The 26,056-nt window shown below is 58.4% G+C and carries 19 protein-coding genes and 1 tRNA gene; 11 read left to right on the top strand and 9 right to left on the bottom strand.

What is annotated here, in order from left to right; all coding sequences use genetic code 11:
* Positions 1 to 162: 162 nt before the first annotated feature.
* Complete coding sequence (locus tag VHB22_RS14860) at positions 163 to 2,466, top strand: ABC transporter substrate-binding protein (RefSeq protein ID WP_325457757.1); 2,304 nt, start codon at positions 163 to 165, stop codon at positions 2,464 to 2,466.
* Here the strand turns inward: VHB22_RS14860 and VHB22_RS14855 are convergent.
* Positions 2,395 to 3,414 (bottom strand): LysR family transcriptional regulator, encoded by a 1,020-nt coding sequence (locus tag VHB22_RS14855; RefSeq protein ID WP_325457756.1) that lies wholly within the window; start codon positions 3,412 to 3,414, stop codon positions 2,395 to 2,397. The two genes, VHB22_RS14860 and VHB22_RS14855, sit on opposite strands and share 72 nt — an antisense overlap.
* 291 nt (positions 3,415 to 3,705) lie before the next feature.
* On the opposite strand from VHB22_RS14855, the gene VHB22_RS14850 reads away from it, so the two are divergent.
* Both VHB22_RS14850 and VHB22_RS14845 read left to right on the top strand, forming a co-directional pair.
* Positions 3,706 to 6,888, top strand: a complete 3,183-nt coding sequence (locus tag VHB22_RS14850) for an efflux RND transporter permease subunit (protein ID WP_325457755.1) — start codon at positions 3,706 to 3,708, stop codon at positions 6,886 to 6,888.
* Complete coding sequence (locus VHB22_RS14845) at positions 6,878 to 8,092, top strand: efflux RND transporter periplasmic adaptor subunit (RefSeq protein ID WP_325457754.1); 1,215 nt, start codon at positions 6,878 to 6,880, stop codon at positions 8,090 to 8,092. The genes VHB22_RS14850 and VHB22_RS14845 overlap by 11 nt, the downstream gene beginning before the upstream one ends.
* Positions 8,093 to 8,503: 411 nt before the next feature.
* On the opposite strand, the gene VHB22_RS14840 is transcribed toward VHB22_RS14845, so the two are convergent.
* The 7 genes from VHB22_RS14840 to hemC form a co-directional block, all read right to left on the bottom strand.
* Positions 8,504 to 8,881 (bottom strand): hypothetical protein, encoded by a 378-nt coding sequence (locus VHB22_RS14840; protein ID WP_325457753.1) that lies wholly within the window; start codon positions 8,879 to 8,881, stop codon positions 8,504 to 8,506.
* A gap of 867 nt (positions 8,882 to 9,748) precedes the next feature.
* The gene (locus tag VHB22_RS14835) at positions 9,749 to 9,991 is read right to left on the bottom strand and encodes an EF-hand domain-containing protein (protein WP_325457752.1); all 243 of its coding nucleotides are present in this window, start codon (positions 9,989 to 9,991) and stop codon (positions 9,749 to 9,751) included.
* Between the two features lie 249 nt (positions 9,992 to 10,240).
* Positions 10,241 to 10,316 (bottom strand) — tRNA-Thr (locus VHB22_RS14830).
* Between the two features lie 124 nt (positions 10,317 to 10,440).
* Entirely contained in the window at positions 10,441 to 12,156 is a 1,716-nt protein-coding gene (locus VHB22_RS14825; RefSeq protein ID WP_325457751.1) for a heme biosynthesis HemY N-terminal domain-containing protein, read from the bottom strand.
* Positions 12,157 to 12,177: 21 nt separating this feature from the next.
* Positions 12,178 to 13,938 (bottom strand): hypothetical protein, encoded by a 1,761-nt coding sequence (locus tag VHB22_RS14820; RefSeq protein ID WP_325457750.1) that lies wholly within the window; start codon positions 13,936 to 13,938, stop codon positions 12,178 to 12,180.
* A 129-nt stretch (positions 13,939 to 14,067) separates the two neighbouring features.
* Positions 14,068 to 14,799, bottom strand: a complete 732-nt coding sequence (locus tag VHB22_RS14815; RefSeq protein WP_325457749.1) for a uroporphyrinogen-III synthase — start codon at positions 14,797 to 14,799, stop codon at positions 14,068 to 14,070.
* On the bottom strand, positions 14,799 to 15,731 hold the full coding sequence (hemC, locus tag VHB22_RS14810; protein ID WP_325457748.1) for a hydroxymethylbilane synthase: 933 nt from the start codon (positions 15,729 to 15,731) through the stop codon (positions 14,799 to 14,801). The genes VHB22_RS14815 and hemC overlap by 1 nt, the downstream gene beginning before the upstream one ends.
* 114 nt (positions 15,732 to 15,845) lie before the next feature.
* On the opposite strand from hemC, the gene tsaD reads away from it, so the two are divergent.
* The 5 genes from tsaD to acs all read left to right on the top strand — a co-directional run bounded on the left by tsaD (position 15,846) and on the right by acs (position 21,422).
* Positions 15,846 to 16,946 (top strand): tRNA (adenosine(37)-N6)-threonylcarbamoyltransferase complex transferase subunit TsaD, encoded by a 1,101-nt coding sequence (tsaD, locus tag VHB22_RS14805; RefSeq protein WP_325457784.1) that lies wholly within the window; start codon positions 15,846 to 15,848, stop codon positions 16,944 to 16,946.
* A gap of 24 nt (positions 16,947 to 16,970) precedes the next feature.
* The gene (locus VHB22_RS14800) at positions 16,971 to 18,005 is read left to right on the top strand and encodes an NAD(P)H-dependent glycerol-3-phosphate dehydrogenase (RefSeq protein WP_325457747.1); all 1,035 of its coding nucleotides are present in this window, start codon (positions 16,971 to 16,973) and stop codon (positions 18,003 to 18,005) included.
* A gap of 243 nt (positions 18,006 to 18,248) precedes the next feature.
* A complete protein-coding gene (locus tag VHB22_RS14795; RefSeq protein ID WP_325457746.1) occupies positions 18,249 to 18,686 on the top strand; it encodes an EVE domain-containing protein in 438 nt (145 codons plus the stop codon).
* The gene (locus VHB22_RS14790) at positions 18,686 to 19,354 is read left to right on the top strand and encodes a methyltransferase (protein WP_325457745.1); all 669 of its coding nucleotides are present in this window, start codon (positions 18,686 to 18,688) and stop codon (positions 19,352 to 19,354) included. Before VHB22_RS14795 ends, VHB22_RS14790 begins: the two co-directional genes overlap by 1 nt.
* 115 nt (positions 19,355 to 19,469) lie before the next feature.
* The gene (acs, locus tag VHB22_RS14785) at positions 19,470 to 21,422 is read left to right on the top strand and encodes an acetate--CoA ligase (protein ID WP_325457744.1); all 1,953 of its coding nucleotides are present in this window, start codon (positions 19,470 to 19,472) and stop codon (positions 21,420 to 21,422) included.
* Here the strand turns inward: acs and VHB22_RS14780 are convergent.
* On the bottom strand, positions 21,419 to 21,637 hold the full coding sequence (locus VHB22_RS14780) for a DUF1674 domain-containing protein (RefSeq protein WP_325457743.1): 219 nt from the start codon (positions 21,635 to 21,637) through the stop codon (positions 21,419 to 21,421). The two genes, acs and VHB22_RS14780, sit on opposite strands and share 4 nt — an antisense overlap.
* Before the next feature lie 131 nt (positions 21,638 to 21,768).
* On the opposite strand from VHB22_RS14780, the gene htpX reads away from it, so the two are divergent.
* The 3 genes from htpX to VHB22_RS14765 all read left to right on the top strand — a co-directional run bounded on the left by htpX (position 21,769) and on the right by VHB22_RS14765 (position 25,967).
* Positions 21,769 to 22,758, top strand: coding sequence for a zinc metalloprotease HtpX (htpX, locus tag VHB22_RS14775; protein ID WP_325457783.1), 990 nt, complete (start codon positions 21,769 to 21,771; stop codon positions 22,756 to 22,758).
* Between the two features lies 1 nt (position 22,759).
* Positions 22,760 to 24,166, top strand: coding sequence for an RsmB/NOP family class I SAM-dependent RNA methyltransferase (locus tag VHB22_RS14770; protein WP_325457742.1), 1,407 nt, complete (start codon positions 22,760 to 22,762; stop codon positions 24,164 to 24,166).
* An 88-nt stretch (positions 24,167 to 24,254) separates the two neighbouring features.
* Positions 24,255 to 25,967, top strand: coding sequence for a heparinase II/III family protein (locus VHB22_RS14765; protein ID WP_325457741.1), 1,713 nt, complete (start codon positions 24,255 to 24,257; stop codon positions 25,965 to 25,967).
* Positions 25,968 to 26,056 lie beyond the last annotated feature (89 nt).

Genomic DNA, 26,056 nt, shown 5'->3' with positions numbered 1-26,056 from the left:
TCGGGTTTCTGTGTTGAATTGTGTTCGACGACGAAAGTCTTGGGCGAACCCTAATTTTTCCATTCTTTGGTTGCAGGGCTTTGCTAGAAAGACATGGACAGAAACGAGAAAGGGCACTTCTCGTTTCATCTACGGGCACAAACAATCAGCAGGTGGATACAGGTGAGCTTTGCGTTTTTGAAGGACCGCGCGCATGGCGCGTGCCGTATCTCCTTGCGTCGCGTGGTTTCTGCACTCGGTGCGGTTCTCACGTTGGCAATGGCCGCGAGCACGTCGCAATCGGTCAATGCCGCGGACGAAGCTGAAGCCGCTCAGCGGCCGCCGCTCAACCTGCCGATTTTCATCACTTCCCGCTACGATACCTGTTACGACAATGGCTTCGTGGCGGCGATCAAACGTCTTTCGCGACAGGAGCAGCGCCGAATCAATCGCGATGGCGGCGTTGCCGGGCGCCGCATTCGGCTGACATTCCTCGATGATCGCGCCGATCAAAAGCAAACGGCGGCGAACTTGGCGTCGGCGCTTTCCGATCCCCAAACGGTTGCGATGATCGGAATGTCGAATTCCGCGCGGGCGAAAATAGCTTTCGATGCTAACGGAAAAGAGCTGAAAGCGAGCGGTATTCCCTTCATCTCCAACGTTTCTGTCGGCAGCCTTATCGCCAATTATCCGAATGTGTACACCACACGGCCGTCGGAAGACGAAGAGCGGATGCCGGTCCTTGGGCAATTCGTCAAGCAAATGAAAATCAATCGGGTCGGGTTCGTCGGCTTACGGTCTAGTTTTTTCAGCAACAATCTCGGTGACGGTTTGAAAAAACTTCTTGGTCCGGAAGCCGTGACTGCGGATTATCGGTTGAATACGGTCGGCGACGATATTCTCGATGCGGGGGAAGTCGCATCGATGATCACGGACCTGAAAGGCAAAAACATAGATCTGTTGTTCCTCAGTGTCGGAATGCAAAGAACAAAAGATCTGTTGAAGCAGTTTAAATCTGCCGGCTTTACCCCACCGCTTTTCATGACGGGTCGGTTGACGGCTCTTGGACTCAATGGCGAGGACGCCTATCCCAACGATGTTTATCAACTCGCGTGGGATGGTTTTCCGGACGTCTACAATGATCGTCTGCGAAAGCTCGTATCGGATTCTCCCAATCCCGACGCTTGGATTTTCGAGGGCGCGAAGAATAGAGGTGCCGTTGGCTGGAAGAAGGGGACGTGCAAACTTCGAGATGAGGATGTTCCGCTTAGTGTCGTCGACGATGACAATATGCGCGCCCTATCGGTGGGTACCCAATATGCCGATATGGTTGGGCTTGTCGCCGAGGCTATGAGAGGTGCGGACGCCAGAACCAGCTTACCTGAGCTTCATAAGCTGATCCTGCAGCGGCTGAGGACGAATTACGCTTCGGGGAGGGGAACATTCACCGGGCGTTTCGATAATTGGTCATTTCAACCGTCGTCGCGGGCAGCGGCACGGACGCCAATGATTCTGATGTTACCGAAGGGGCTTGGTCATACGCAGCTTGCGCCCGTGCAGTTCCTGCATCTCCGTAACAACAGCATGCAGCGGATAGATACACTCTATGCCGATATCGATCTCATTCGGGCCGAGCGTATCGACGACAACGACAAGACCTTTCTGGCGGATTTCTATTTATCGATGAATGACCGCCGCGGCGCGTCAATCGACCAGATCGAATTTTCCAACGCCTATCTCGAACCGGGTTCCAATGATCGCCAGATCACTGTGCGCGTGGTTCACGATGGCGGGAAAAGCGAGGCATTTCCCGATCACATGAAGGTCTATCGCGTGACGGGGAAGTTTCTATTCGAACCGAGGCTGCTCGATTATCCCTTCGATACGCAGAGGTTTTCGATCGATATCCAGCCGAAGCACGGCAATGCCCCGTTCATTGTGCAGCCGCCGCCGCAAAATTTGCGTGATCGCGTCATCAGTGTCGATGGATGGGAACCGAAAGATCAGTACGTCGGTTACGACAAGGATTTCGTGCGTACGGTCGATGCGCAGACGCTGGAACCAAGCGTTGTGCCCTTCTACAAGGCGAGCTTCGTCTGGCTCATGCAGCGCGAGACCACAGACTATTTCCTGCGTGTCGTCGTTCCGCTGGGATTCATTATCATCATCGCCTATCTGTCGATATTCATTTCGACTCATCATTTCGAGGCGATCGTGACGATTCAAGTGACGGCCCTTTTGTCTGCGGTTGCTCTCTATCTGGCGTTGCCGAAACTGGAAGCGAACACCGAGACGCTCTCGGACCGCATTTTCTTATTCAGTTATCTGGTGCTGAGCGTCATGATTGCCATAACAATCGCGCGCGTGAACAGGCGCATCGAGCCTATCGGCTGGCTGCGGCGAGCGCTGGGATTCCTACATATTGTCGGTGTGCCGCTCGCGACGGCTGCGGTCGCCTTCTATGTCTACGAGGCAAGCATTAGCTGACCGCAGCAGGTTTTGGTGAGCCACCAGGAATTGGCGGCGGTCACTCCGAACTTTCTTCAGAACGTCTACGAAAGCTGCGACGGCAGGGTTCCTGGCATGGGCGGCATCGCACTTGCCGTTAACAGCGGCCACAAGTTCCCAACGGATTTCGGGCGGACTGAGCGTCGCAATCCCGATCTGCGGCATCGATCCGACGGCGGCACGGGCCGTTGCAAACGTTCGTGGTACCAGGGCGATGCCGAACCCGCGGGCGACGAGATCCAGCAACACCTGTACGTCGCCGACTTCGAGAGCCGTTTTGCGCGTTATGTTCATCCCGGCAAACGCCTGGTCGACGATGCGCCTTGTCCCTTTGTCCTGTTGGAAATCGACAAATGTTTTTTCGCCGAGGTCATGCAGCGAGACAGCCGTGCGTCCCTCAAGAGAATCTCCAATCGGGTGCGCAATGACGAGGTTGTCGGCGGCGATCGGACTCGTGGAGATGTCTTCGCTTTTTTCATAGAGCGGCAAGAATGCGACATCCATGCGCCCGACCTTTACCTGCTCCATAAGGCCGGTTGCCGTGCTGTGACAAAGCTGGATCTCGATGCCGGGATGCAAAGCGTGAAACTCGCCGAGCAGCAATGAGAGATCGAAGAAGGCATTGAGGCTGGAGCAAGTGCCGATGCTGAGAGAGCCGCGTTGCAGCCCGCTGATGGCCGCAACGGCCTGGCGGGCTTCCTTGGCTCCATTGATCAGGTTCTGCGCTTTTTCGTAGAAGACCCGGCCTGCCACTGTCAGCTCAACCTTGCGAGTCGTCCTGATGAAGAGGGGAGCGCCAAGCTCCTGTTCCAGAGCGCGAATCGAGGCCGATAAGCCTGATTGCACGATATTCATGCGACGGGCGGCTCGGGTGAAGTGCTGCTCGTCGGCGGCGGCAAGAAAGTGTTCTATCTGCTTCAGGTCCACGGCGGCCTCCTAGCAGCATGATTAATTAGAAATACAGCATAATCTTATCGTAACATACTATTGGACAGATTGACCCGCGATCTTCATCACTTGGGGGTCAATGAGCTGCCGCCCTGCACAAATCGGTGCCGGATTGGATTACCGGGTTCACGGCTGTGCCGAGCGCGTGATTTCTCCGCCGTAAGATTGTGTCGCGCGCGGGGACGGATCGGCGGGGGTCCGGCAGTTATGGGATGGGCTTGACCCCTCGCAACGTAGATCGCGTGCCAGCGGTGTGGAGACTTCGAAAGCATGGCTGCACTTGTTCGCATCGCGTTGCGGTTGCCATACACGTTTATCGTTTTGGCTCTGCTTATTCTGCTGGTCGGCGGATTGGCGGCCTTTCGCACGCCGATAGATATTTTTCCGGAAATCCGAATTCCGGTCATCGCCACCGTCTGGCAGTACAAAGGACTTCCTCCCGACGGTATGTCGGGCCGGATGATCACGCCCTTTCAGCGGGCGCTGACGACGACCGTCAACGACATCGAGCACATCGAAGCGACGTCCTATAGCGGTATCGGTGTCGTCAAGATCTTCTTTCATCCCCAAGTAGATATCAGCGTTGCGAACGCGCAGGTGACGGCGATCGCGCAGACGATGCTGAAGCAGATGCCGCCGGGAACGACGCCGCCTCTCATCCTGAACTACAGCGCATCGACCGTGCCCATCCTGCAGCTTGCGCTGAGCGGCGAGGGTTTGACGGAGCAGAACCTCGCAGACCTCGGCATGAACCAGGTCCGCATTCGCCTTGTGACGGTGCCTGGCGCTGCGATCCCGTACCCCTATGGGGGTAAGACGCGACAGGTTCAAATCGATCTCGATACGGCCGCGCTACATGCGAAGGGGCTTTCCGCTCAGGATGTCGCCGATGCCTTCGCGGCTCAAAATCTGATCAATCCGGTCGGGACCCAGAAGATCGGCGCGACCGAATACACGATGGATCTGAACAGCGCGCCTTCCGATATTGCGGCACTCGGTAACCTGCCGATCAAGGCGGTCAACGGCGGCATGGTGTACATCAAGGATGTAGCTCACGTTCATGATGGCAACCCGCCGCAGCAAAATATCGTTCACGTCAACGGCTCGCGCTCGGTTCTGCTGTCGGTTCTGAAAAGCGGGCCTATTTCGACGCCCAATATTATCGAAGGCATCAAGAAGAAGGTCGAGGAAATCAAGCCGAGTTTGCCGGATGCACTCAAGATTTCATTTCTCGGCGACCAATCGGTATTCGTTCGCGGTGCGGTTCAGAATGTTATTCATGAGGGTGTGCTCGCGGCGGCGCTGACCAGCGTAATGATTCTTTTGTTTCTCGGAAGCTTCAGGTCGACGCTGATCATTGCTACGTCGATTCCGCTCGCCGTGCTTGCATCGGTTGCGATCCTGTCGGCGCTCGGCGAGACACTGAACATCATGACGCTTGGCGGTCTGGCGCTTGCGGTCGGCATTCTCGTCGACGAAGCAACAGTGACGATCGAGAACATCAACTACCACCTCGAACAGGGTAAGGGCGTCGAGACAGCCATTCTTGATGGCGCCGATCAGATCGCGACGCCGGCATTTGTCTCGATGCTCTGTATCTGCATCGTGTTTGTGCCGATGTTTTTCTTGGAAGGCGTTGCGAAATTTCTTTTCGTGCCGATGGCGGAAGCTGTGGTGTTTGCGATGGTGGCGTCATTCATCCTCTCGCGCACGCTCGTTCCGACAATGGCAAAGTATCTTCTGAAGCCGCATATGCAGGACGGTCATCAGAAGCGTTCGCTGAACCCCTTTGTTCTCTTTCAGAGAGGCTTTGAGCACGCCTTCGAGACAATGCGGTTGAGCTACCGCAATCTTCTGGAACGCACGCTGACGCACCGCGCGGTGTTTCTCGTTTTTGCGTTCGCGTTCATTTTGTCGTCGTTTTATCTGGTTCCGTATCTCGGCCGGAACTTTTTCCCCTCGGTCGACGCTGGCCAGATTCTGATGCACGCGCGTCTGCCGATCGGAACGCGCGTCGAAGAGAGCGCGCACACATTCGCGCAAATTCAGGATGCCATCCGGGAAATCATCGCGCCGGAAGAACCTGAAGTCATGGTCGATAACATCGGTATGCCGATTAGCGGCATAAATACGTCATATAACAACACCGGCATGATCGGGTCTCAGGATGGCGACATACAAATTGCGCTGAAATCCGACCACGGGCCGACCGCTCAGTACGTCAAGCTGCTTCGCGACGAATTGCCGAAGCGGTTTCCAGACGTGACGTTCTCGTTCCTGCCTGCCGATATCGTCAGTCAGATATTGAATTTCGGTGCGCCGACGCCGATTGATCTTCAGATCAGGGGCAACAATCTGGCTGCGAATTTCGATTACGCTCATAAACTTTTGAGAAAGATCCGGCTTGTTCCCGGCGTCGCGGATGCGCGGATTCAGCAATCGCGTGAAAATCCGACATTCGACGTGAATGTCGATCGGTCGCGAGCAAAATATGTCGGTGTCACCGAAAGCGATGTCACGACCAGCATTGGCACAAGTCTGTCCGGCTCGGGACAGGTGACGCCGACGTTTTGGTTAAACCCCAAGAACGGTGTTTCTTATCCGATCGTCTTGCAAACACCGCAGTACAAGCTCGATTCTCTTGCGTCGCTCGAAAATTTGCCCATTACGTCGGCTACCGCATCGTCTCCGCAGATTCTCGGCGGCGTTGCCAACCTGAAGCGCACAACATCCGACGCCGTCGTTTCGCAATACGACATCCGGCCGATGGTTCAAATTTTAACGACGACCGAGGGGCGGGATCTCGGTGCCGTTGCGGCTGACATTCAGAAAATTGTCGACGGTGCGAAGGGAGATTTGCCAAAGGGTGCGACGGCCGTGCTGCTCGGACAGGTGCGCACGATGAATAGCGCCTATTCCGGAATGTTGTTCGGCTTAGCAGGTGCAATCGTGCTTATATACATGCTTATCGTCGTCAATTTTCAATCGTGGACCGATCCGCTTGTTATCATCATGGCGCTGCCTGCTGCGCTTGCGGGAATCGTATGGATGCTTTTCGTGACAGGTACGACGTTGTCCGTTCCCGCGCTGACCGGCGCAATCATGTGCATGGGTGTCGCGACCGCGAATGCGGTGCTTGTCATCAGCTTTGCACGCGAACGACTCGATGAGCATGGCGATCCCGTTCTGGCGGCCATCGAAGCGGGCTATGTCCGGATTCGTCCGGTGCTTATGACAGCGCTCGCGATGATCATAGGCATGGCGCCGATGGCTATCGGCTTCGGCGAAGGCGGTGAACAGAATGCGCCGCTCGGTCGTGCTGTGATCGGCGGGCTTATCTTTGCCACCGCAGCGACGCTATTCGTCGTCCCAGCTGTCTTCAGCCTCATGCATCGCCGGAAGGCCGCGATTTCTTCGCAAGGTCCAATCCCAGGAGAATACAATGTCGCCTGAGCCGCCCAAAGAGGAGCGGGAACGCTCGCGTTGGACGATGCCGTTGGCTGCGATACTGTTCGTCGGCTGTGCCGCCTTTATTGCATTCACCGGCATCGAGAGTCGCGAGCAAAGCGTCGCGAAACTCAGGATCAAGTCCGCCGAGCGGGCTGTTCCTACCGTTGCTGTTTCGACGCCCAGGGTGCAGCCAAGTATCAGCATTCTGGAGCTGCCGGGTCGGCTCGACGCCTATTCACAAGCGGCTATCTTTGCGCGGGTCAGCGGTTATGTAAGAAGTTGGAACGCGGACATCGGCACACGCGTCAAAGCCGGCGATGTTCTTGCGGAGATTGATGCGCCGGATCTCGATCAGCAGCTTTTTCAAGCGCAATCGGATCTCAACAATGCCAAGGCCAACGCTGCGCTGGCCAAGGTAACGAACGAGCGTTATCAGGCATTGTTGCCGAACAGCTATGTAACCCATCAAGCTGCCGATGAGAAAGCGGCGGATCTTAAGGCCAAGAACGCGCTCGTGAAGTCGGCTCAGGCAAACGTCGATCGATTGCAGGCGCTCAGCAAGTATAAGCGCTTGGTGGCGCCCTTCGACGGCGTTGTCACAGTGCGCAATACGGACGTCGGCAATCTGATCAATACGGGAAGTACGACCGGGTCCGAGATGTTCGTCGTCGCGGATGTTCACAAGCTTCGGCTTTATGTGAACGTTCCGCAGAATTACGTGCCGTTGATTACGAAAGGTACGAAGGCCGTCCTGACCGTTCCAGAAAGGCCCGGGAAGCAATATGAAGCGAAGGTGGAAGCTTCGGCGGGTGCCGTCGATGTCGCTTCGGGGACAACGCGAATGCAGCTCGTCGTCGACAACGCCGCCGGCGAACTTATGCCTGGCGCTTACGCGAGCGTTCGTCTGACGGTTGGCGATAAGCACGACGTTTTGGTGATTCCATCGAGTGCCGTTATTTTTGACAAAGAGGGTCTGCGCGTCGCAACGGTTAGCTCCGACAGTCGTGTGCTTATGAAGCAGATTAAAATCGGTAAGGATCTCGGCAGTAAAATTGAAATTGCGGCCGGTCTTGCCCCCGAGGATCGCGTCATCGAGAGCGCTCCCGATGATATCGTCGATGGAGACAAGGTGAACGTCAAGGAGAAGGCTAATCCCGCGACGGCGCCGTCTTCGCTGAATGGGACGCGTCCCAACGATAAGGGTTGAGAAGCGCATCAGGTCGAGGTCCTTCGGCTCGGGGATGCTCGATTATGTTGCGTGCGTATGTCCGATCATTGCGGTGCGCTTCCTTCAACATCGCGTGTGCGGATCGTAGCTTTTTGCATATGTCCTCAAGGCTAACGGAGCAATCGAGCGCGTTGACAATGATGCGGTCGGCTTGCGCAAGCTTTGCTTCGAGCTCGGCGATCCGCGCCCGCAGCTCTTCCAAACGCTCCAGATCGGATGTTGGTGCGCTCGTCAGGGTGGATGCTTCGCCGGTCATTATGAACACTCGCTACTCAGCATGCGAACGTTTCGCTTTTGGCGAAGTTCCCCGTCTGGTTGCCGGTTTGTAGCCGTCTTCCGGGCAAACAAAAAAGGGCTCCTTGGGGAGCCCTTTCGATGCCTCGTAGGTAATCAGTAATAACTGCAGTAGCGTCTGCCATATCGCCAATAGCAGTCGGGATAGTCGTCGTAGTAATCGTCGTAATAGGGATAGTCGTAGAATCCGTAATAGGGCCAAAATCCATAGCCGCCATAATAACCGCCGCGCCAATGTCCGCGGCCGTGCCAACGTCCGTGTCCATGCCAGTGTCCGCCGCGGGCGTACCCAAAGTGTCCGCCGCGGAAATGGCCAAAACCTCCGCCATGGCCGAAACCTCCGCCATGGAAATGCCCACCGCCGTGGAATCCGCCACCATGGAAGTGTCCGCCGCGGGCTTCAGCCGATCCGGCAAACGCAAGAACGGCGAGCGCCGCAATTGCAGCCGTCACGACCTCTTTCACTTTCGTCATTTTTCGATGTCCTTCAATCGAACGCAGCCGGTGCATCAGGAAACGATGTTCAGGCGATGCGGGTTCCTGAACGCGCCAAAAAAGCCCCAGCCTTTTTTGATTATAAAGGCTGAGACTTTCCATGGCGTTATTTTCGCCATGATGCCGACGAGGAGCTGCTCTGCACCGACGCCGGGTGGGCTCCGGATGAGTACCTAAGGAGTTCCGCGATTGCGGTGTTTGTGAAGCGGTACTCTGTGGCGCCCGTGATGGCCGCGTTCAGGGGCTTTCAGACTTTCACGGCCTTCGATCCAATTACTCCCCGCGCGCGACAAAGTTTCGGTTTTTTGCGGCGTGTTTGTCGCAGCCTCCGGGTATCCGGAAAATTTCTGGAGCTGCGTCCTATTTTGAATCGTCAGTTTGAAGTGCCGAAACCGGCCCGGCGAAAATAGCCGCTCCGGACTGCTCGCGTGCAAGCGGGTAGCAACACTTTCCTTTCATTGATGTTGCGATTGAGAGGTCGCACACGGAGCGGATCAGTGAAAAGGCTGGCTACTGCTATCGTTTTCTCGTCGGTGCTTGCGGGCGGTGTTTTGGCCGGTCAAATGCACGGCCATGGCACTCCGGGGCGCGACTGGAATTCCGGGCTCAATGTTTATCTCGACATGCCGATCACGAGTGCGTCGCCCGGCGCATCTGAAGATCCGGACGATCGAAGGTGTCGCGAGGTTCGGCATATCTGCTTCGGCCGTTTCGGTGTGAACGAACCACAATACGGGAATTGCGTCTGGCGTCGCCGCTGCTAAAATCGGCACCCTTGCTAATCAGCTTCGCGAGCGATCGCTTGTTCGCGAAGCTGTCGCTGATATGGCTGCGCTTGCCGACGAATTATTTCGTCACCAAGCCCTTTGCGCAGCCGGCCTTGAACTCTTCCCAATTGATCGCGCCGTTATGGTCGACATCGACCTGATCGAAATTCGCAATGAAAGGTTTCGCCTTTTCCGGTGTTAGGTCGGCGCCACCTGCTTCCTTCCAAGCTGCGGTGCAATCGGCATCACTCAACGGGGTTTGTGCGTGTGCAGCTATGGCGAAAGAAAAGGCGGCGACCGAAACAATAAACAGAGTACGCATGGAACCTCTCCTGGCAAAATTTGGCAGCACGCATCTATATCCACGCGTTGGACTGGCGTGGACGCTGCGGAGGAATGATCGTGCATTTCGTGTATTGCCTGGCGGTCAAGTTTTCTTCGAATGCGGTATATGTGCGCCAAGTCCCGCATTTTAACTCTATGCGGCGGGAACCGCTGCCCTTCGCTCGGCACGGCCCGCGACGGTCCTAAGATATCGAGCAATAATTTGGCTTGCAGAAAATTTTTGGAATGGTGCCGCTTGTGTGACTCGAACACACGACCCCGTCATTACGAATGACGTGCTCTACCGGCTGAGCTAAAGCGGCATTCCATCCGGCGGATAGGTCCGCCGGAGAGGCGCGAGGGATACCCTCCCCGGTTCGGAATTGCAAGCGCCTGCGACGAGCGCGTATCGAGTTTTGCCATCGCCAATGCTTTGGGGTTCGCTTTTCAATTTACCGCGCGGAAACTTCGCCGTGCAATTGGCTGTTCGGGCTCTGGCGCCAGGGGGTCGGTGCCTGGATCGTCTGGAGCGCGTGGTGCGACGAAGAGCTTCACATCGTCTTTTCCGGTCGGCTGCAGGTTGGCGCGCGCCGGGACAGCAGTGGCAGTGTCGCGATTGCCTGATGGTCGTTGGGTGTTGGACTCGGTAGGTGCTTCGGCGGGAGCTTCTGGAGCGGAGCTGGCTTCCGATGCGTTGGAAATATCGGCGGGTTTTGCCGTCGTAGTGACAGGTTCGGCATCGATGATGTCATCTTCGGAAATGACGTCGCTGTCGTTCACCGATTGCGGAGCGCTTGCCGCAACGGCGGAATCCGCAGGCGCTTCGATTGCGATCAGTTCTTCGAGGCGGCGCGCCAGGATCTCATTGCGGGTTGCATCGCGTGTTTCCACCGGCACGCGCCATTGGAACGCATCGAGCCTGCCGTTTACTGGCGAGGTTGGTTCCCAATGGTCGGAGATGACGCCGTCGGCCATCCATGCCGGATCGCGTGCGGCATTCATAGCGCGTGCGAGCCATTCGCGAACGCGCCCCTTTTCGCCGTTCTCACCAGCTTCGATCCGCGCCATCAATGTTGCGACGCGTTGCGTTAGACGCTCGGCCAGCAGCGGTTCAAGGGCGCGGCGCGCTTCGTCGTACATCCTCGCATCGATGGCTGCCGTCGCGACGGCGATCGGACTTTCAATTGAATGCGGGTTCAGCGCAGCGAGTTGGCGGACACGGTCGAAGCGGTCGCGCGTGCTGTCACCGACACGGGCATAAGCATAGGCCGCCGCGAGATCCGGATGGGGCGATTTCGCCCACGTCTTCTGCAAAATCTTCGCAGCCTTCGCGGTATTGCCCCGTGACGCGAGCATGCGTCCGGCAAGAGCCGCAGCGGGCACGAGGTCCGGCGCAAGACTGTGGGCTTCCAATGCAAGGTTCAGCGCTTTTTCCGGTGCGTCGTCCTCGGCCTCCAATGCTTTGGCGGTGAGGAGGACGGCGCGCTTGCGTTCGGCGGCTGCTTTCGCGACATGGCCGTTTTTGCGCGCATGCTCTAACGTCTGCAGTGCGGCGGTCCAATCCTTTTGCTTGCATTGCTGTTCAAACAGTGCGTTCGACGACCAGCCGAGTTTCGGATTGGCCTTGAGCGCGCGGCTCGCAAACTGGCGTGCGGCTTCGCTGGCGTTTTCGCGCTGGGCTTCGAGGAACAAACCGCGCAAGCCTAATTGCTCCGTTTCGGGAGACGTAAGCATTGCTTCGTAGATGCGGCGGGCGGTGGCGCGGTCGCCGGTCAGTTCGGCGGTTTGCGCGCGGAGGAGGTGCGTCAGAGGCTCGTGGGGAAGAGATTTGCGTGCCTGTAATGCGTAGCGCGAGGCCAGGGCGCTGTCTCCCGCTCCGACAGCAATTAGGCCGCTCGATACGGCGTCGAGGCCTCGTCTCTGCCGGCGTCGAATAAGACGATCGCCTATTGCAGCGGGGCTGTTCCACAAAGCGCGGAACAACGACCACAGGAATACAATGGTTGCGATTGCCGCGGCCAGAAGGACCACGGCACGAAACACCGATGTTTCGATATCGTAGCCCTGCCAGACGATTTGCAGTGTTCCGGGCCGATCGGCGAGCCAGGCTAAGCCGGACGCGATAAGCGCGATTGATATAAGATAGACGACGAGGCGCACCATGAACGCAAACCCTTCGCTGGACTAAGGCGCTGACTTCTCCGCGGGCGACGCGCCCGGAGCGATCGATGACTTGAGCTGAGATTCGAGCTGCGCGAGGCTTCTATCGACGCTGACTCTCGCCGAGAGCCGATCGAGGAAGGGGCGTGCAGCATCCTTTGCTTCTGGCGACAGGTCTTTCGATGCGTCGAGAACGTCGCTCAATCGACCGTCGTTCAGCGCCACTTGCATGCGCCCAAGAACGGCTTCTGTGCTCTTGTCATCCGGCTTGAGATTGATCCTGCGAACCCGAACCACCGATTTCGCTTCAGACCACAGACGGTCGATGACGCCCGACTTTTCGGAAGCCGACTCGGCATCCATGGCGGAATTGGCTGCAGAGCGGAATTCTTTCTTCAGCTCCGTCAGCGTCGGGACGCCAGTATCCTGAAGTTTCGTTAGAGATGCGAGATCGACGGTGCCGGCGGCGAGCTTTTTAACCTCGGCAAGCTGTGTGGAATATTTCTGGCCGCTGTCCAGCGCCCGTTTCAGGTTCTGCAGCTCAAGGGCCAATACGACCTGTTCGGCGGTTTTCTGGCGTTCGCTTTCGGTCTGGACAACTTGGGCGACGCTTTTTTCAAGGGAAGCGGTTTTGTCGGCGATCGGCGCAACGGCGGCGGCGATCTCGGCGGGTTTCGCGACTTCCGTTTTGAGCGCATCAAGGGCCGATTTCAGCTGTACCGTCTGGTCCTGCGCCGATTTGAGTTCGGCGGCGACCTTGGCGGTGGCTTCCCGGTTTGCGTTGACGCTGGCGTCGATGCGGGCAGTGTCGGTCTTCAGGCCGGCGACGTCCTTATCGAGTCGTTGCGTTGCCGCCTGTGCCGTCGCACTTGCGGCGGTTGCGGTTTGAACGCGACTGTCGACGTCCTTTGTAAGGTCGGTGCGTAGCGCGGCGAGCTTTGTCGATAAACTGGACTCGAGATCGGCGACCTTCGCCGTCACCCCTGCGAGCTGTTCGATTCGGTTCGGATTCGGATCGTTCGCTCCAGCATCGGCAAGCGCCTTGAGTTTGTTCTCGACTTTGCTCACACGGTCAATGAGTTCCGTCGATCCGGAGTCAGATGCAGCGGAGGCTAGTGCAGCTTTCGTCTCGGCGACGAGCCGCCGCTGGCTGTCGGTCAAAGCGGGAATCGTTTCGGCGGTTTTTTCCAGATTCGCGATGCGGCTCTCCGCGTTTTCAAGGTCAGACTCGCGCGCGTTCTTCGAAACTTTCTTCTCAAGCGCTCCGATGCGTTCCGTGAGAGCCGCCGTATCATTCGTGAAGCGTGACGCTATGGTTCCGTCGAGGCCAAGCTCCGGCACGGCCCATTGCAACGCCAGAAATGAAAGGACGCCGCCGACGATACCCGCCACGAGGTGGGTAAAAAAACCGCCTCTGCGTTCGACGATGACCTTCGGATCCGCGGCGGTCGATGCACGATTGGCCGATGCGCCTCCAGCTGCGGCCGCTGCGGAAGCCCGGCTCGCTTCCGATCTTTCGGATTCGGATTGCATCCTTGCTCCAACGTTCGGTTGCTCACGTGATGCTGATTTCGCTGCGTAAGACGAGGCGGAAGCCGGAAGCGGGACTTCGGAATCCGGCGTTGTTTCGCTACCGGCCGCGCCGCGCGTGGATGCCCGGTCGGCGCCAGATGCGACTGGTGTGATCTTGATCTCGGTTGCTTTCAGATCGAGCGTTGCGTAAGGCCGCTTGCCGGGACCGCCGGGCGGGTTGCCCTTGCCGGAACTCGATTTGCCATTTGTCATTAGAAACTCACGACTCCGTACGAAACTCGCGTAGGTCACCAATAGCGGTCAATTCTGGGCAAAGTCTATTTGCCCAGAGAGGCTTACTAGCGCACCTCGTCATCGACTACAGCCGCTTTCTTACCTCGCTTACGGCCGGGCGGCGAGACGTTTCAGCACGATAAATAATTCTTCAAGATTGGGGCGGGCGGCGGTTAAGATTGCAGGCGCTGGCATAACGCCTTTTATGGCGCTGGCCACGTTTTCGGAAAGACAAACGTAAGTAACTCCTGCCAGGTCCGCTCGGGCTGCGAGCTTCGCGGTGAGCCGGGTCCAAGTCCTGGCTGTTCTCGGCGACATCAACGCCACGATGTCAATCTCGCGCTTCTCCAGGGCGTTTGTTGTCGCGGGCGAGAGGGTTTCTGCTGCAACAGAACGGTAGGCAATCACACGCTGAACATTAATTTTTTTTTCCGCCAGCGCGGCGGGAAGATCAAATGCTAGAATGTCGCCCGAAAGATAGAGAAAAGGTTCCCCGCGCGACGTTGCACGCCGCGTGATCTCAGGAACCAGTCCGGCCCCTGTTCCGGGGCCTTCGAAGATTCTCTGAAATCCCATTTCGCGCGCGAGCGAAGCCGTGCCGGGACCAACGGTAAGAAGCGGCAGCGTAACCGCGTGTTGGAGGGCTGGCGAAGCCGCCAACGACCTGAGGGCGTTACGACTGGTGACAATCAGCGTCGCGGCGTTCGCAAGCGCGGCGGGCGATATGGGTTCTGCGACGACGCTGATGAGCGGTTCCAAACTCGTGCGCCAGCCAAGCTGTTCGATTTGGGATTTTAGCGGTTCCGCATCATCCTTTGGCCGTGTGATGAGAACGTGCATCAGACGCTCGAACGGGAAAGTACGGCAGGATCGGCATTGCTAAGAACTTCGTCGGCGGCTGCGAGGCCGAGGGCACGGGCCGCTTTTGGCATGCCTGTTCGAGCGATGTCGTATTTCTTTTTGCCGTCCGGGGAGAGTACTTGTCCGCGGAACGATAGCGCGTCGGCGTCGCGTGTCGCGTGTCCGGCAATCGGCGTCCGGCATGAGCCTTCGAGCCGTTCAAGGAATGCGCGTTCCGCGGTTACGGCAGTCGCGGTGTCGACGTCGTTCAATGGCGCGATGTATGCAGCCGTCGCTTCGTCGTTGGCGCGAATTTCAAGGCCGATCGCACCCTGTGCGACGGCCGGAAGCATGTCGTCAATCGGCACAACAGCGGTGATGCGGTCGTTCAGCCCGAGGCGATTTAGTCCGGCGACGGCGAGGAATGTGGCGTCCGCGACGCCGTCCTTCAGCTTTCGGAGCCGCGTCTCGACATTTCCGCGGAAGTCGATGACGCGCAGGTCGGGGCGGACGCTCAGAATCTGGGATTTCCGGCGGAGCGACGACGTTCCGACGATGGCACCTGTTGGTAAAGCGCCGAGGTTTGGATATTTCAGGGAGATAAAGGCATCGCGCGGGTCTTCGCGAGGCAGGACCGCGCCGATGGTCAGGCCATCGGGCAGCGCCGTCTGCATGTCCTTCATCGAATGCACGGCAACGTCAATTTCGTTCGCGAATAGTGCGTCCTCGATCTCCTTGGTGAAGAGCCCTTTGCCGCCAATCTCCGAAAGCGGGCGGTCGAGAACCCGATCGCCGGTCGTTTTGATAACCGTGATCGTAATGGCATCAGCGGGCTGGCCATGGGCCTTGGCAAGCCTCTCGCGGACTTCGTGAGCCTGGGCCAGCGCCAACGGCGAGCCGCGTGTCCCGATGCGAATGCGGGCAACTTGCAAAAGGGTTTCTCCGGATGCTAGGCGGGGCGCTCGGCCCGGCGGCCAAATTCGGCGCCATTAATGCTCTAAAGGTACATGAATTCCAACCTTACGCGTCAAGACATTAACGAGACGATGCCGTATGTTCATTCCGCGCCGGGGTCTTCGCTCGTCTTGGGGCTGGAGACAAGCTGCGACGAAACGGCTGCGGCCGTCGTCGAGCGGACGGCGTCGGGTGCGGGGCGGATTCTCGCTAATGTCGTCCTTTCGCAATTCGATAAGCACGCGATTTATGGCGGAGTCGTCCCTGAGATCGCGGCTCGAGCGCACACGGACAGTCTCGATCAGTTGATCCGGTTGGCGCTCGATGAAGCCAAGGTTCGACTGGACGATCTCTCCGGGATCGCCGCGGCGGCGGGTCCAGGGCTTGTCGGCGGTTTGATCGTCGGCGCGACGACCGGGAAGGCTCTAGCGCTTGCGACCGGCAAGCCATTCGTTGCGGTCAATCATCTCGAAGCGCATGCGCTGACGGTTGGGCTGACAGATGGGATAAGGCCGCCCTATCTGATGCTGCTCGTTTCAGGCGGGCATACGCAACTTCTTTTGGTCGAAGATGTCGGTCAGTACCGGCGGCTCGCCACGACGATCGACGATGCGTTGGGGGAAGCTTACGACAAGACGGCGAAGCTGCTCGGGCTGCCCATGCCCGGGGGGCCCGCTGTCGAAAAAGCGGCGCTGGATGGCAATCCGGCACGTTTCGATCTGCCGCGACCGATGCTCGGCAGAGAAGACCCGCATTTTTCGTTCGCTGGATTGAAGACAGCCGTTCGTCACGCTGCGGTGCGCTCTGCGCCACTTTCTCCTTCCGACGTGGCCGATCTCTGCGCGGGCTTTCAAGCGGCGGTCTGCGCCAGCGTTTCCGATCGGGTCCGGCGCGCGATGACGACCGTACTTCCAGTTCTTCCTGAAAATGATCACAAACCTTTTGTCGTTGCGGGCGGTGTCGCGGCCAATCGGGTTTTGCGCGCTGCGCTCGTAAACGTTGCAGAAGATTTTGGCTTCGTTTTTCATGCGCCGCCTTTGGATCTTTGTACGGACAACGGCGCTATGATCGCCTGGGCTGGTGCCGAGCGATTGGCGCGAGGGCTCGTTGACGATCTTGATGCGCCTGTCCGGCCGCGGTGGCCTCTCGACCCCAACGCGGCCAAAGCGGCGGGTGCTGGCGTCAAGGCGTGAAGCCGAGCCAAGGAGGCGCATGACGTGTTAGGCTCCGGCAACGTTCAGGCGGGGGAAGCGATTTTGCAATTGCGTTCGGTCAGTATCGTCGGCGGCGGCGCGTGGGGAACAGCGTTGGCGCAAACGCTTGCCCATAACGGCACGACGGTCACATTGTGGGCGCGCGAGCCGGACGTTGTCGAGGATATCAATGCGCGGCACGTCAATCGCGTGTTTCTGCCGGGCGTCGAACTCAATCACGCGATCCGTGCGACTGGCGAAATTGCGGCCGTTGCGAATGCTAACGTTGTCTTGGCCGTTGTGCCGGCGCAGCATTTACGCAGCGTTGCCGGCAAGCTGGCGCAACATATGTCCACGAACACGCCGGTCGTCATTTGTTCGAAGGGGATTGAGCAGCAGAGCGGAAAATTCATGGGCGACGTGCTCGAAGAAGTCGCCCCGCAAGCTCTGCGTGCCGTTCTATCGGGGCCGAGCTTTGCAGCCGACGTTGCGCGCGGTCTGCCTTCTGCCCTTACGCTCGCTTGCCGGAACGAGACGGTCGGACGGCAGCTTGCGGCAGCGCTGTCGTCCCGGCAGATGCGTCTCTACTGGTCCAGTGACGTCGTTGGTGCAGAGCTTGGCGGGGCGGTCAAGAACGTGCTGGCGATTGCAGCCGGAATTGTTGAAGGCCGAGGGCTTGGATCGAGTGCGCACGCTGCAATTGTTACACGTGGTTTTGCAGAGTTGCGGCGGTTCGGAGAAGCAATGGGCGCGCGGCCGGAAACGTTACTCGGTCTATCCGGGCTTGGTGATCTGATCCTGACGTGCGGAAGTGTTCAGTCGCGCAATATGTCGCTTGGCAGGGCGCTGGGTGAGGGCCGTTCGCTTGCCGAGGTTCTTGCGGGCCGGTCAGCCGTGACTGAGGGCGTCTATACGGCGGCTGCCGTCGTTCGGATTGCACGCGAGAAAAATGTCGATATGCCGATTGCCGAAGCGGTCCACAGTATCATTGAAGGGCGGCTCGACGTCGATGAAGCGATTACGGCGTTGATGCAACGTCCACTGAAGGCTGAAGATTGAGTTCGGGCTGAGCTGTCTTTACGTACGTGCGAGAAAGCGCCTTTACGGAATCTCAAGAGAGTTCGTTCAAGCTCTGCACACATGCCGGTGAGCGATCCGAGAATCCATCACCGAGCAGACCCTTTGGTGTTGCGTTCAAGGACTTCGTGCTCGCCGAGCACGGAGTCCTTGTCATTTCGGTGACTTGAGCAACCTTGCATTTCACGCTAGGCAAAGCGTTGACGTTACGAAAAGGCGCTCCCAATGCCGGCCTATTGGTTGTTCAAGTCCGAACCCGATGCATTTTCATGGGATGATCTCGTATCACGCGGTGCCAAAGGCGAGGCGTGGGACGGCGTGCGCAACTATCAGGCACGCAATAACATGCGTGCGATGAAGGTCGGAGATCTGGGGTTCTTTTATCATTCGAACGAAGGCAAGGACGTCGTCGGCATCTGTCATGTCATCGCGACGGCGCATCCCGAAGCCAAGGACGCAAGCGGCAAATGGGAGTGCGTCGACGTTGCTGCACTGGCCCCGGTGCCAAAGCCTGTGGCGCTCGATGCCATCAAGGCAAACCCCAAGCTTGCCGATATGGTTCTGGTCAATAATTCGCGGCTATCGGTTCAGCCTGTTCGGGCAGACGAATGGAAAGAAGTGTGCCGCATGGGGGGCGTCGATTTCCGGAAGCTTAAGATCTGATGCAAGCGGGCCTCGATCATTCCGGCCGTGCGGGCTTGAAGAGCTTCATCGTGAACAATACCAAATTGCTTGCTCCGCCTCTTGTGCCTGAGATCAGCCTTCACCTCGCGGCTGAGTCACTGCCGATCTGGCAGAAGACGGAAGAAGAACTTGGAGAGATGAACGTGCCGCCGCCCTATTGGGCCTTCGCATGGGCAGGCGGTCAGGCGATGGCGCGCTACCTCTTCGACAATGCCAGCGTTTGCGAAGGTCAGGCGGTGCTGGATCTTGGTTCAGGGTCGGGCATTTCGGCGATCGCGGCAGCAAAGACGGGTGCCACATGCGTTCTCGCGGCCGATGTCGATCCGCTTGCCTGTGCTGCAGTCGATCTGAACGCTGAGGTCAACGATATTCTTGTCTCGACGACAATGGACGATCTTCTCAGCGGCGGTCCGCGCGACGAGGGTGTCATAATCGTTGGCGATCTCTTTTACGAACGGGAGCTCGCCGAACGCGTTCTGGCTTTCTTAGACGCTGCAAAATCGAACGGAAGCAGGGTTTTGATCGGCGATCCGCAGCGGAGCTATTTTCCGCGGAACCGTTTCGAGAAGCTTGCGGAATATCAGGTGCCGGTTACGCGCGAGCTTGAGGACGCAGAGATTAAGAAGACTGCAGTTTGGCAGGTCTGAAGTGCTGGTAACTGGGCCGGTTCGACCTTCGAGCATGTTGTAGGGCGCTCGCAGGCGCAGCATAATAGCGGGCTTGAAGGCCGCACGCCAGACGGCCGACCGGAGGAACGCTCGAATGTCGGACAAAGTCTATCCCGTGCCCAGGGAATGGGCCGAACGCGCTTTTGTCAATGCCGATGAATATCGGACAATGTACGCACAATCCGTCTCCGATCCGGAGGGCTTCTGGTTGGAAGCCGGAAAACGTCTTCAGTGGATCAAGCCTTACACACGGGCGAAGAACACGACATTCGGGCCGGGCGACGTCGATATCCGGTGGTTCGAAGACGGTACGCTGAACGTCTCGGAGAATTGCATCGACCGGCATCTTGCGACGCGCGGTGACCAGACGGCGATCATCTGGGAAGGCGACGATCCGAAGGATAGCGAGAAGATCACCTATCGGCAGCTGTCGGAACGCGTACAGCGTTTTGCCAATGTCTTGAAAAAGCACGGCGTCAAGAAGGGCGATCGAGTCACAATCTATCTGCCGATGATTCCCGAGGCGGCGTATGCGATGCTGGCGTGCACGCGGATCGGGGCCGTGCACTCGATCGTCTTCGGCGGATTTTCTCCGGAAAGTCTACAGAACCGTATTGAAGACGCAGATTCCAAATTCATCATCACTGCGGATGAAGGATTGCGCGGCGGCAAGCCGGTGCCGCTCAAGAAGAACACCGATACGGCGCTTGCCGGATGCAAGGGCGGCGAAAAAGTGCTCGTCGTCCGCCGTACGGGTAATACTGTGCCGTGGACAGAAGGACGCGATCTCTGGCTGCACGAGGAACTCGAAACGGTTCCAGCAGAATGTGCGCCGGAAGAAATGAAGGCCGAAGATCCTCTTTTTATTCTCTACACGTCGGGATCGACAGGCAAGCCAAAGGGCGTGGTTCACACAACTGCGGGCTATCTCGTCTATGTCGCGATGACGCACCAATATGTCTTCGATTACCACGATGAAGATATCTACTGGTGCACGGCGGACGTCGGCTGGGTTACTGGGCACAGCTATATCGTTTACGGCCCGCTCGCAAACGGCGCGACGACTCTAATGTTCGAAGGGGTTCCGACCTATCCCTCGGCTTCGCGTTTCTGGGACGTGATCGATAAGTGGAAGGTCTCGATCTTCTATACGGCACCGACCGCGATCCGCTCGCTGATGGGTGCGGGCGATGATCTCGTGAAACGGACAAGCCGCGCATCGCTCCGACTTCTCGGTTCGGTTGGCGAGCCGATCAATCCCGAGGCGTGGGAATGGTACTATCACGTCGTCGGAGAAGGCCGGTGCCCGATCGTCGATACGTGGTGGCAGACCGAAACGGGCGGGATCATGATTTCGCCGCTTCCCGGCGCAACGGCATTGAAACCGGGTTCGGGAACCCTTCCTTTCTTCGGTGTCCAACCGGCGCTCGTCGACGATAAGGGAACTATTCTCGAAGGAGCCGCGCAGGGCAACCTGGTCATCCTTGATAGCTGGCCCGGACAATCGCGAACCGTCTACGGCGATCACGATCGTTTTGAGAAGACGTATTTCTCAGCCTATCCCGGCATGTATTTCACCGGTGACGGATGTCGCCGCGACGAGGACGGCTATTACTGGATTACTGGGCGCGTCGATGATGTCATCAACGTTTCCGGCCATCGCATGGGAACAGCTGAAGTCGAAAGCGCGCTCGTCGCACACCCGAAGGTCGCGGAAGCAGCTGTCGTCGGATATCCGCACGATCTAAAGGGTCAGGGCATCTACTGCTACATCACTCTGATCTTGGGCGAGAACGGCGACGACAGTCTGAAGAAGGAACTGGTCGCGCATGTCCGGAAGGAGATCGGCCCCATTGCGTCGCCCGACCTAATCCAGTTTTCTCCTGGGCTGCCGAAAACACGCTCGGGCAAAATCATGCGGCGTATTCTCAGGAAGATCGCGGAAGACGATTTCGGCAATCTTGGAGATACCTCGACGCTTGCCGATCCGGCGGTCGTCGATGACCTGATCTCAAACCGGCAAAATAGGCGCGCGCCGCCGACCTAGAAGTCGGAGGCGATGCCGCCTTTCTCCCAATCGCCGAAACGCGTCGGCTCGGGACCGTCGCGGCCTCCGATTTCGCGTTGAGTGGACTGAGTGGCAGCATTTTTGCGGCGCGTTGCGGCTTCGGCCAGGGCTCTCTGAGCTTCGGGCGTCAGCGTGCGCTTCGTCGCCGTTTCCGGCGTTTCGGCTTCGGGATGTCGATCGGAATCCATGTTCATTAAAACGGTTCAAATAGATCGGAGGTGGAAGCCCTCTTTACGGCCCTTTATACGCTGCCGGCCGGATCATATATATGCTGCGGTCGGCCGCAGGATGTGTGCCGGTAGCTTTAGGGATCGCGGCGATGCCCATGAATTATGCCAAGACGGCGCTTTTACTGGCGGTACTCACTGCCATTTTCGTAGCGCTTGGCGCGGCGATCGGCGGCAAATCGGGCCTGGTCATTGCATTCGTCGTAGCGATGGTCATGAATGCCGTGAGCCTTTGGAAGTCCGACACGGCCGTTTTACGGATGTTCGGCGCGCAAGCCGTCGACGAAACGACCGCGCCGGAGTTTGTCGGACTGGTCCGTGAGCTTGCGAAGCGCGCCGAGCTGCCGGTGCCGCGCGTCTATGTCATGCACAATGCGCAGCCCAATGCTTTCGCGACAGGACGCAATCCGTCGAACGCGGCGGTTTGCGCTTCGACGGGACTGCTCGAATCCTTAAATCGGAACGAGCTAGCGGGTGTGCTTGCGCACGAGCTTTCGCATATCAAAAATCGCGACACGCTGACGATGGCAGTGGCGGCGACAATCGGCGGTGCCGTTTCCATGGTCGCTCAGTATCTGCAGTTCGGCATGCTTTTCGGTGGCGTGCGCAACGATGATCGGGGCGGTCTCGGAATGATCGGTACACTGGCCGCTATTATCGTAGCGCCGATGGCCGCCGGTCTCGTACAAATGGCGATCAGCCGATCACGCGAATACCAAGCCGACCGCATGGGGGGTATGATTTGCGGCAATCCGCTTTGGCTTGCGTCGGCGTTGCGACGGATCGATTCGCAGGCGCGTCGGATCGACAATCCCGAAGCTGAAGCCGTTCCGGCTGCCGCACATATGTTCATCATCAATCCCCTGAACGGTCATGGAATAGATAATCTCTTCTCGACGCATCCCAATGTGGAGAACCGTGTCGCTGCACTCGAAGCTCTGGCGCGCGAGATGGGCGTTACGTCCGCTTCGGGATCGAGTTCCGGTCCGTGGGGTAATGGGGACGTGGCTGGGCCGGCGGGCGACGGTCGAGGCCAAGTTTGGATTGGTGGACAAAACTACACGAAACCTCAGAATCCCTGGGGCTGATGTGTCGAACGGTAGAACAAGCGGCGAGAGCGCCCGCCCGGCGACACGCATCGTCCGTGGCGCAACGCGCGTTCGTGCCGCAAACGGCAAGGCTTCCGGTGCAGACGGTTTGGGGGCGCGCGATCTTGCGGTTTCGGCGCTCTTTTCCGTTCTGATCGACAAGCGGCCATTTGACGACTCGTTCGCCAAGGCAGCTGCGTCGCGCGATCTGGCATCCCGCGATCGCGCGTTTGCGCGGTTGGTCGCGACGGCGGTGCTTCGTAATCGCGGCTCGCTTCAGGCCGTGCTCAATACCTATATAGCAAAGCCTTTGCCAGAGCATCTTGGACGGCTGGAGCTCATCCTGCTCGCTGCTTCCGCGCAACTTCTGCTGTTGAAGACGCCGCCGCATGCGGCGATCTCGCTCGCGGTCGATCAGTGTCGCAACGATCGCCTCGGGCGACGTTTCGCTAATCTGGCGAACGCGGTTTTGCGGCGCGTCAGTGAAAGCGGCCACGGGCGGTTTGCTTCGCTCGACAACGTTGCGCTGACGTTCCCGAATTGGTTGCTCGATAAATGGAGCCGCGTCTATGGCGCTGCGAGAGCACGGCAGATTGCTCGGGCTTGCCTTGCCGAGCCGCCGCTCGATCTGACTGTCAAATCCGACGTCAAAGGTTGGGCAGAGCGCCTTGGCGGGATCGCGCTTCCGAGTGGGTCGGTCAGATGTTCAGGTGTTGGGCGCATTGAGGATCTTGAGGGATATGGCGACGGCGCGTGGTGGGTTCAGGATGCGGCCGCAGCGTTGCCGGTCAAGCTCTTTGGCGATGTTTCGGGGCTTTCGGCGGTCGATCTTTGTGCCGCGCCCGGCGGGAAGACGGCGCAACTTGCACATGGCGGCGCGCGCATCGTTGCGGTCGATAAATCGGCGGGGCGCTTGGCGCGCTTAAGCGAAAATCTTAAACGTCTGCGATTGTCGGCGGATGTTGCGGTTGCCGATGCGCAAAGCTTTCAGAACGGCTCCGAATTCGACCTTGTTTTGCTCGATGCGCCGTGCACGGCGACCGGGACGATCCGGCGGCATCCCGATATTCTTTATTTAAAACGCGCGGAGGATGTGGCGGCGCTCGCGGATTTGCAGAAAAGACTTCTCGACCATGCATCATCGCTCGTGAAGCCGGGAGGAACGCTCGTCTACTGCACGTGTTCGCTGGAGCCCGAGGAGGGCGAGGATCAGGTTTCCGCATTTCTTACGCGGCACGCGGATTTCAGGCGGCAACCTGTGCAGCTCGATGACACCGTCGTTCCGCTCCTTTGGCGGACGGAGGATGGCGATCTTAGGACTTTGCCATCGTACCTTTCGGAATTGCCCGAGGGAATGCGCGGACTTGACGGCTTCTACGCCGCGGCGCTTGTGAAAGCGCATTGTTAACTGCTACCTCATCGGTACGCCTTGTTTTGGCGCCAGTGCGGGCTTAGTCGGGCTTGCGCGGCGGATGCGTGCGCAGCCGGGGATCTCAATGTCGAGTCTCAACGTTACGGAGCGGTTGAAAATTCGCTCGCTGTCGGTCGAGCGGCTACGGCGCCGGGCGGTAACGCGGACACTTTCGTCTCCGCTCTTTCGGTGGCGTTACGCCGGAACGGGCGCGGATCAAATTCTGATCGTGCCGCAGGAGCTGCGCGCCGCCGATCCAAGCTTTTGGAGCGAGGTCGCGCATGGGCATTTTGGTCTCGCATCCCAGATCGCGGATCTGAAAGGTGCATCGCCATTCCGGGTCGACCCTCCAAGTCTCGCTTGGGCGCGGGAGCTGCATGGTTTTGGCTGGTTGCGCCATCTCGCTGCAACCGAAGAGGAGGAAGCGGCTGCGGCCGCGCGAGAACTCGTACTCGACTGGATCGCGACGCGGCGAGTCGCAAATGGGATCGCCTATGAACCGGAGGTCGTCGGACGCCGATTGATCTCCTGGATCGCGCAGGCGAACATGCTCCTCGAAGGACTCGACGCACGCTCGTATTCGGCGATCCTATCGAGCATCGGTCAGCAAATCGTCGCGCTGAAAACAACATGGCGCAGCGCGCCAGACGGCATTCCGCGGCTCGTTTGCCTTATCGCGCTCGTCTTATCCGATCTCTCGGTTTCAGGTCATGACCGGCAGCTCAAAGAGGCACTTGATGCGCTTATCGAAGAATTAAATCGGCAAATACTCGACGATGGCGGACATATCAGTCGCAGCGCGAGCGTCTTGGCCGATTTGATTCTCGATCTGTTGCCACTCGGGCAATGCTTCCATTCGCGCGGACGTCAGCCGCCGGAGGAGATCAATGCAGCGGTTCGGAAATCGCTGGGCTTCCTCCGGTTTATGCGTCTCGGAGATGGGATGCTCGCGCGCTTCAATGGTGTGAGCACAGGTTCACCGGCAACGCTTGCAACTGTCCTTGCCTATTCGGCTGAAGATTTCGACGTGCGGGCTGTTGCGCGCGCATCCGGTTACGCGCGGCTTGAACGGGGAGATACCATCATTGTTGCCGACGTCGGCCCGCCGCCGCCGCTCGAAATGGCAACCGAGGCACAGGCTGGTGCGCTGTCATTCGAATTAACGTCGCGTCAGTATCTCGTGCTCGCGAATGGCGGTTTTCCCGGTCCAGCCGATCACAGCTGGGATTCGGCTGCGCGCGCGACTGCGAGCCACAACACTCTTTGCCTCGCTGGGACGTCATCGTCTCGTCTCGTGCGGCATGCGCAGCTCGAAGACATGATTGGCGGGCTACCTATCCGTGGACCCGATTCCGTAACGTCGGAATATAGCGAAGAAACAGGGTATGCGGTACTTAGGGCAACGCATGACGGGTATCTGAAGCGTTATGGATTAATTCATACGCGTCAGCTCTCTCTTTCGCCCGACGGTCATAAGCTTGACGGCATGGATACTCTCGGTCCGCCGAAAGGGCAGCTGCGGTTGAAGCAGGATCTGCCCTATGCAATTCACTTCCACCTGCATCCCGATTGCCGGTGTACACTCGAAGACCGCGCAACTTGCCGTGTGAAATTACCGGATGGGCGCTTCTGGGTCTTCCGCGCCGACGATGCTTCGCTTTCTATCGAAGAAAGCCTGTTTTACGTCGATAGCGCCGGACCGCGTCCGGCCCTGCAGATTGTACTGCGCGGGACTACCTTCGGTGAGACAGAGGTTCACTGGTCGATGCGCGCCGAGACAGCCGACGTTCTTGGTTGATGACCGCGAGCGCCAGCGTGGCACAATCGCGCGTTCTTCGGAAAGTGGGATGGCCTTGCCGGAAAGACCATGATAACCGCCTGTCGCAA

It is taken from the genome of Hyphomicrobium sp., from assembly GCF_035548195.1.
Classification (GTDB): domain Bacteria; phylum Pseudomonadota; class Alphaproteobacteria; order Rhizobiales; family Hyphomicrobiaceae; genus Hyphomicrobium_B.
Note: the sequence above shows the minus strand (reverse complement) of the source record. Positions and strands in the feature narration are given on the sequence as shown.

Bases quoted from the DNA above. Each gene is read 5' to 3' on its own strand.
- VHB22_RS14850 (WP_325457755.1), top strand. From the start codon at position 3,706: ATGGCTGCACTTGTTCGCATCGCGTTGCGGTTGCCATACACGTTTATC.
- VHB22_RS14845 (WP_325457754.1), top strand. From the start codon at position 6,878: ATGTCGCCTGAGCCGCCCAAAGAGGAGCGGGAACGCTCGCGTTGGACG.
- VHB22_RS14840 (WP_325457753.1), bottom strand. From the start codon at position 8,881: ATGACGAAAGTGAAAGAGGTCGTGACGGCTGCAATTGCGGCGCTCGCC.
- VHB22_RS14835 (WP_325457752.1), bottom strand. From the start codon at position 9,991: ATGCGTACTCTGTTTATTGTTTCGGTCGCCGCCTTTTCTTTCGCCATA.
- VHB22_RS14825 (WP_325457751.1), bottom strand. From the start codon at position 12,156: ATGGTGCGCCTCGTCGTCTATCTTATATCAATCGCGCTTATCGCGTCC.
- VHB22_RS14820 (WP_325457750.1), bottom strand. From the start codon at position 13,938: ATGACAAATGGCAAATCGAGTTCCGGCAAGGGCAACCCGCCCGGCGGT.
- VHB22_RS14815 (WP_325457749.1), bottom strand. From the start codon at position 14,799: ATGCACGTTCTCATCACACGGCCAAAGGATGATGCGGAACCGCTAAAA.
- tsaD (WP_325457784.1), top strand. From the start codon at position 15,846: ATGCCGTATGTTCATTCCGCGCCGGGGTCTTCGCTCGTCTTGGGGCTG.
- VHB22_RS14795 (WP_325457746.1), top strand. From the start codon at position 18,249: ATGCCGGCCTATTGGTTGTTCAAGTCCGAACCCGATGCATTTTCATGG.
- VHB22_RS14790 (WP_325457745.1), top strand. From the start codon at position 18,686: ATGCAAGCGGGCCTCGATCATTCCGGCCGTGCGGGCTTGAAGAGCTTC.
- acs (WP_325457744.1), top strand. From the start codon at position 19,470: ATGTCGGACAAAGTCTATCCCGTGCCCAGGGAATGGGCCGAACGCGCT.
- VHB22_RS14780 (WP_325457743.1), bottom strand. From the start codon at position 21,637: ATGAACATGGATTCCGATCGACATCCCGAAGCCGAAACGCCGGAAACG.
- htpX (WP_325457783.1), top strand. From the start codon at position 21,769: ATGAATTATGCCAAGACGGCGCTTTTACTGGCGGTACTCACTGCCATT.
- VHB22_RS14765 (WP_325457741.1), top strand. From the start codon at position 24,255: ATGTCGAGTCTCAACGTTACGGAGCGGTTGAAAATTCGCTCGCTGTCG.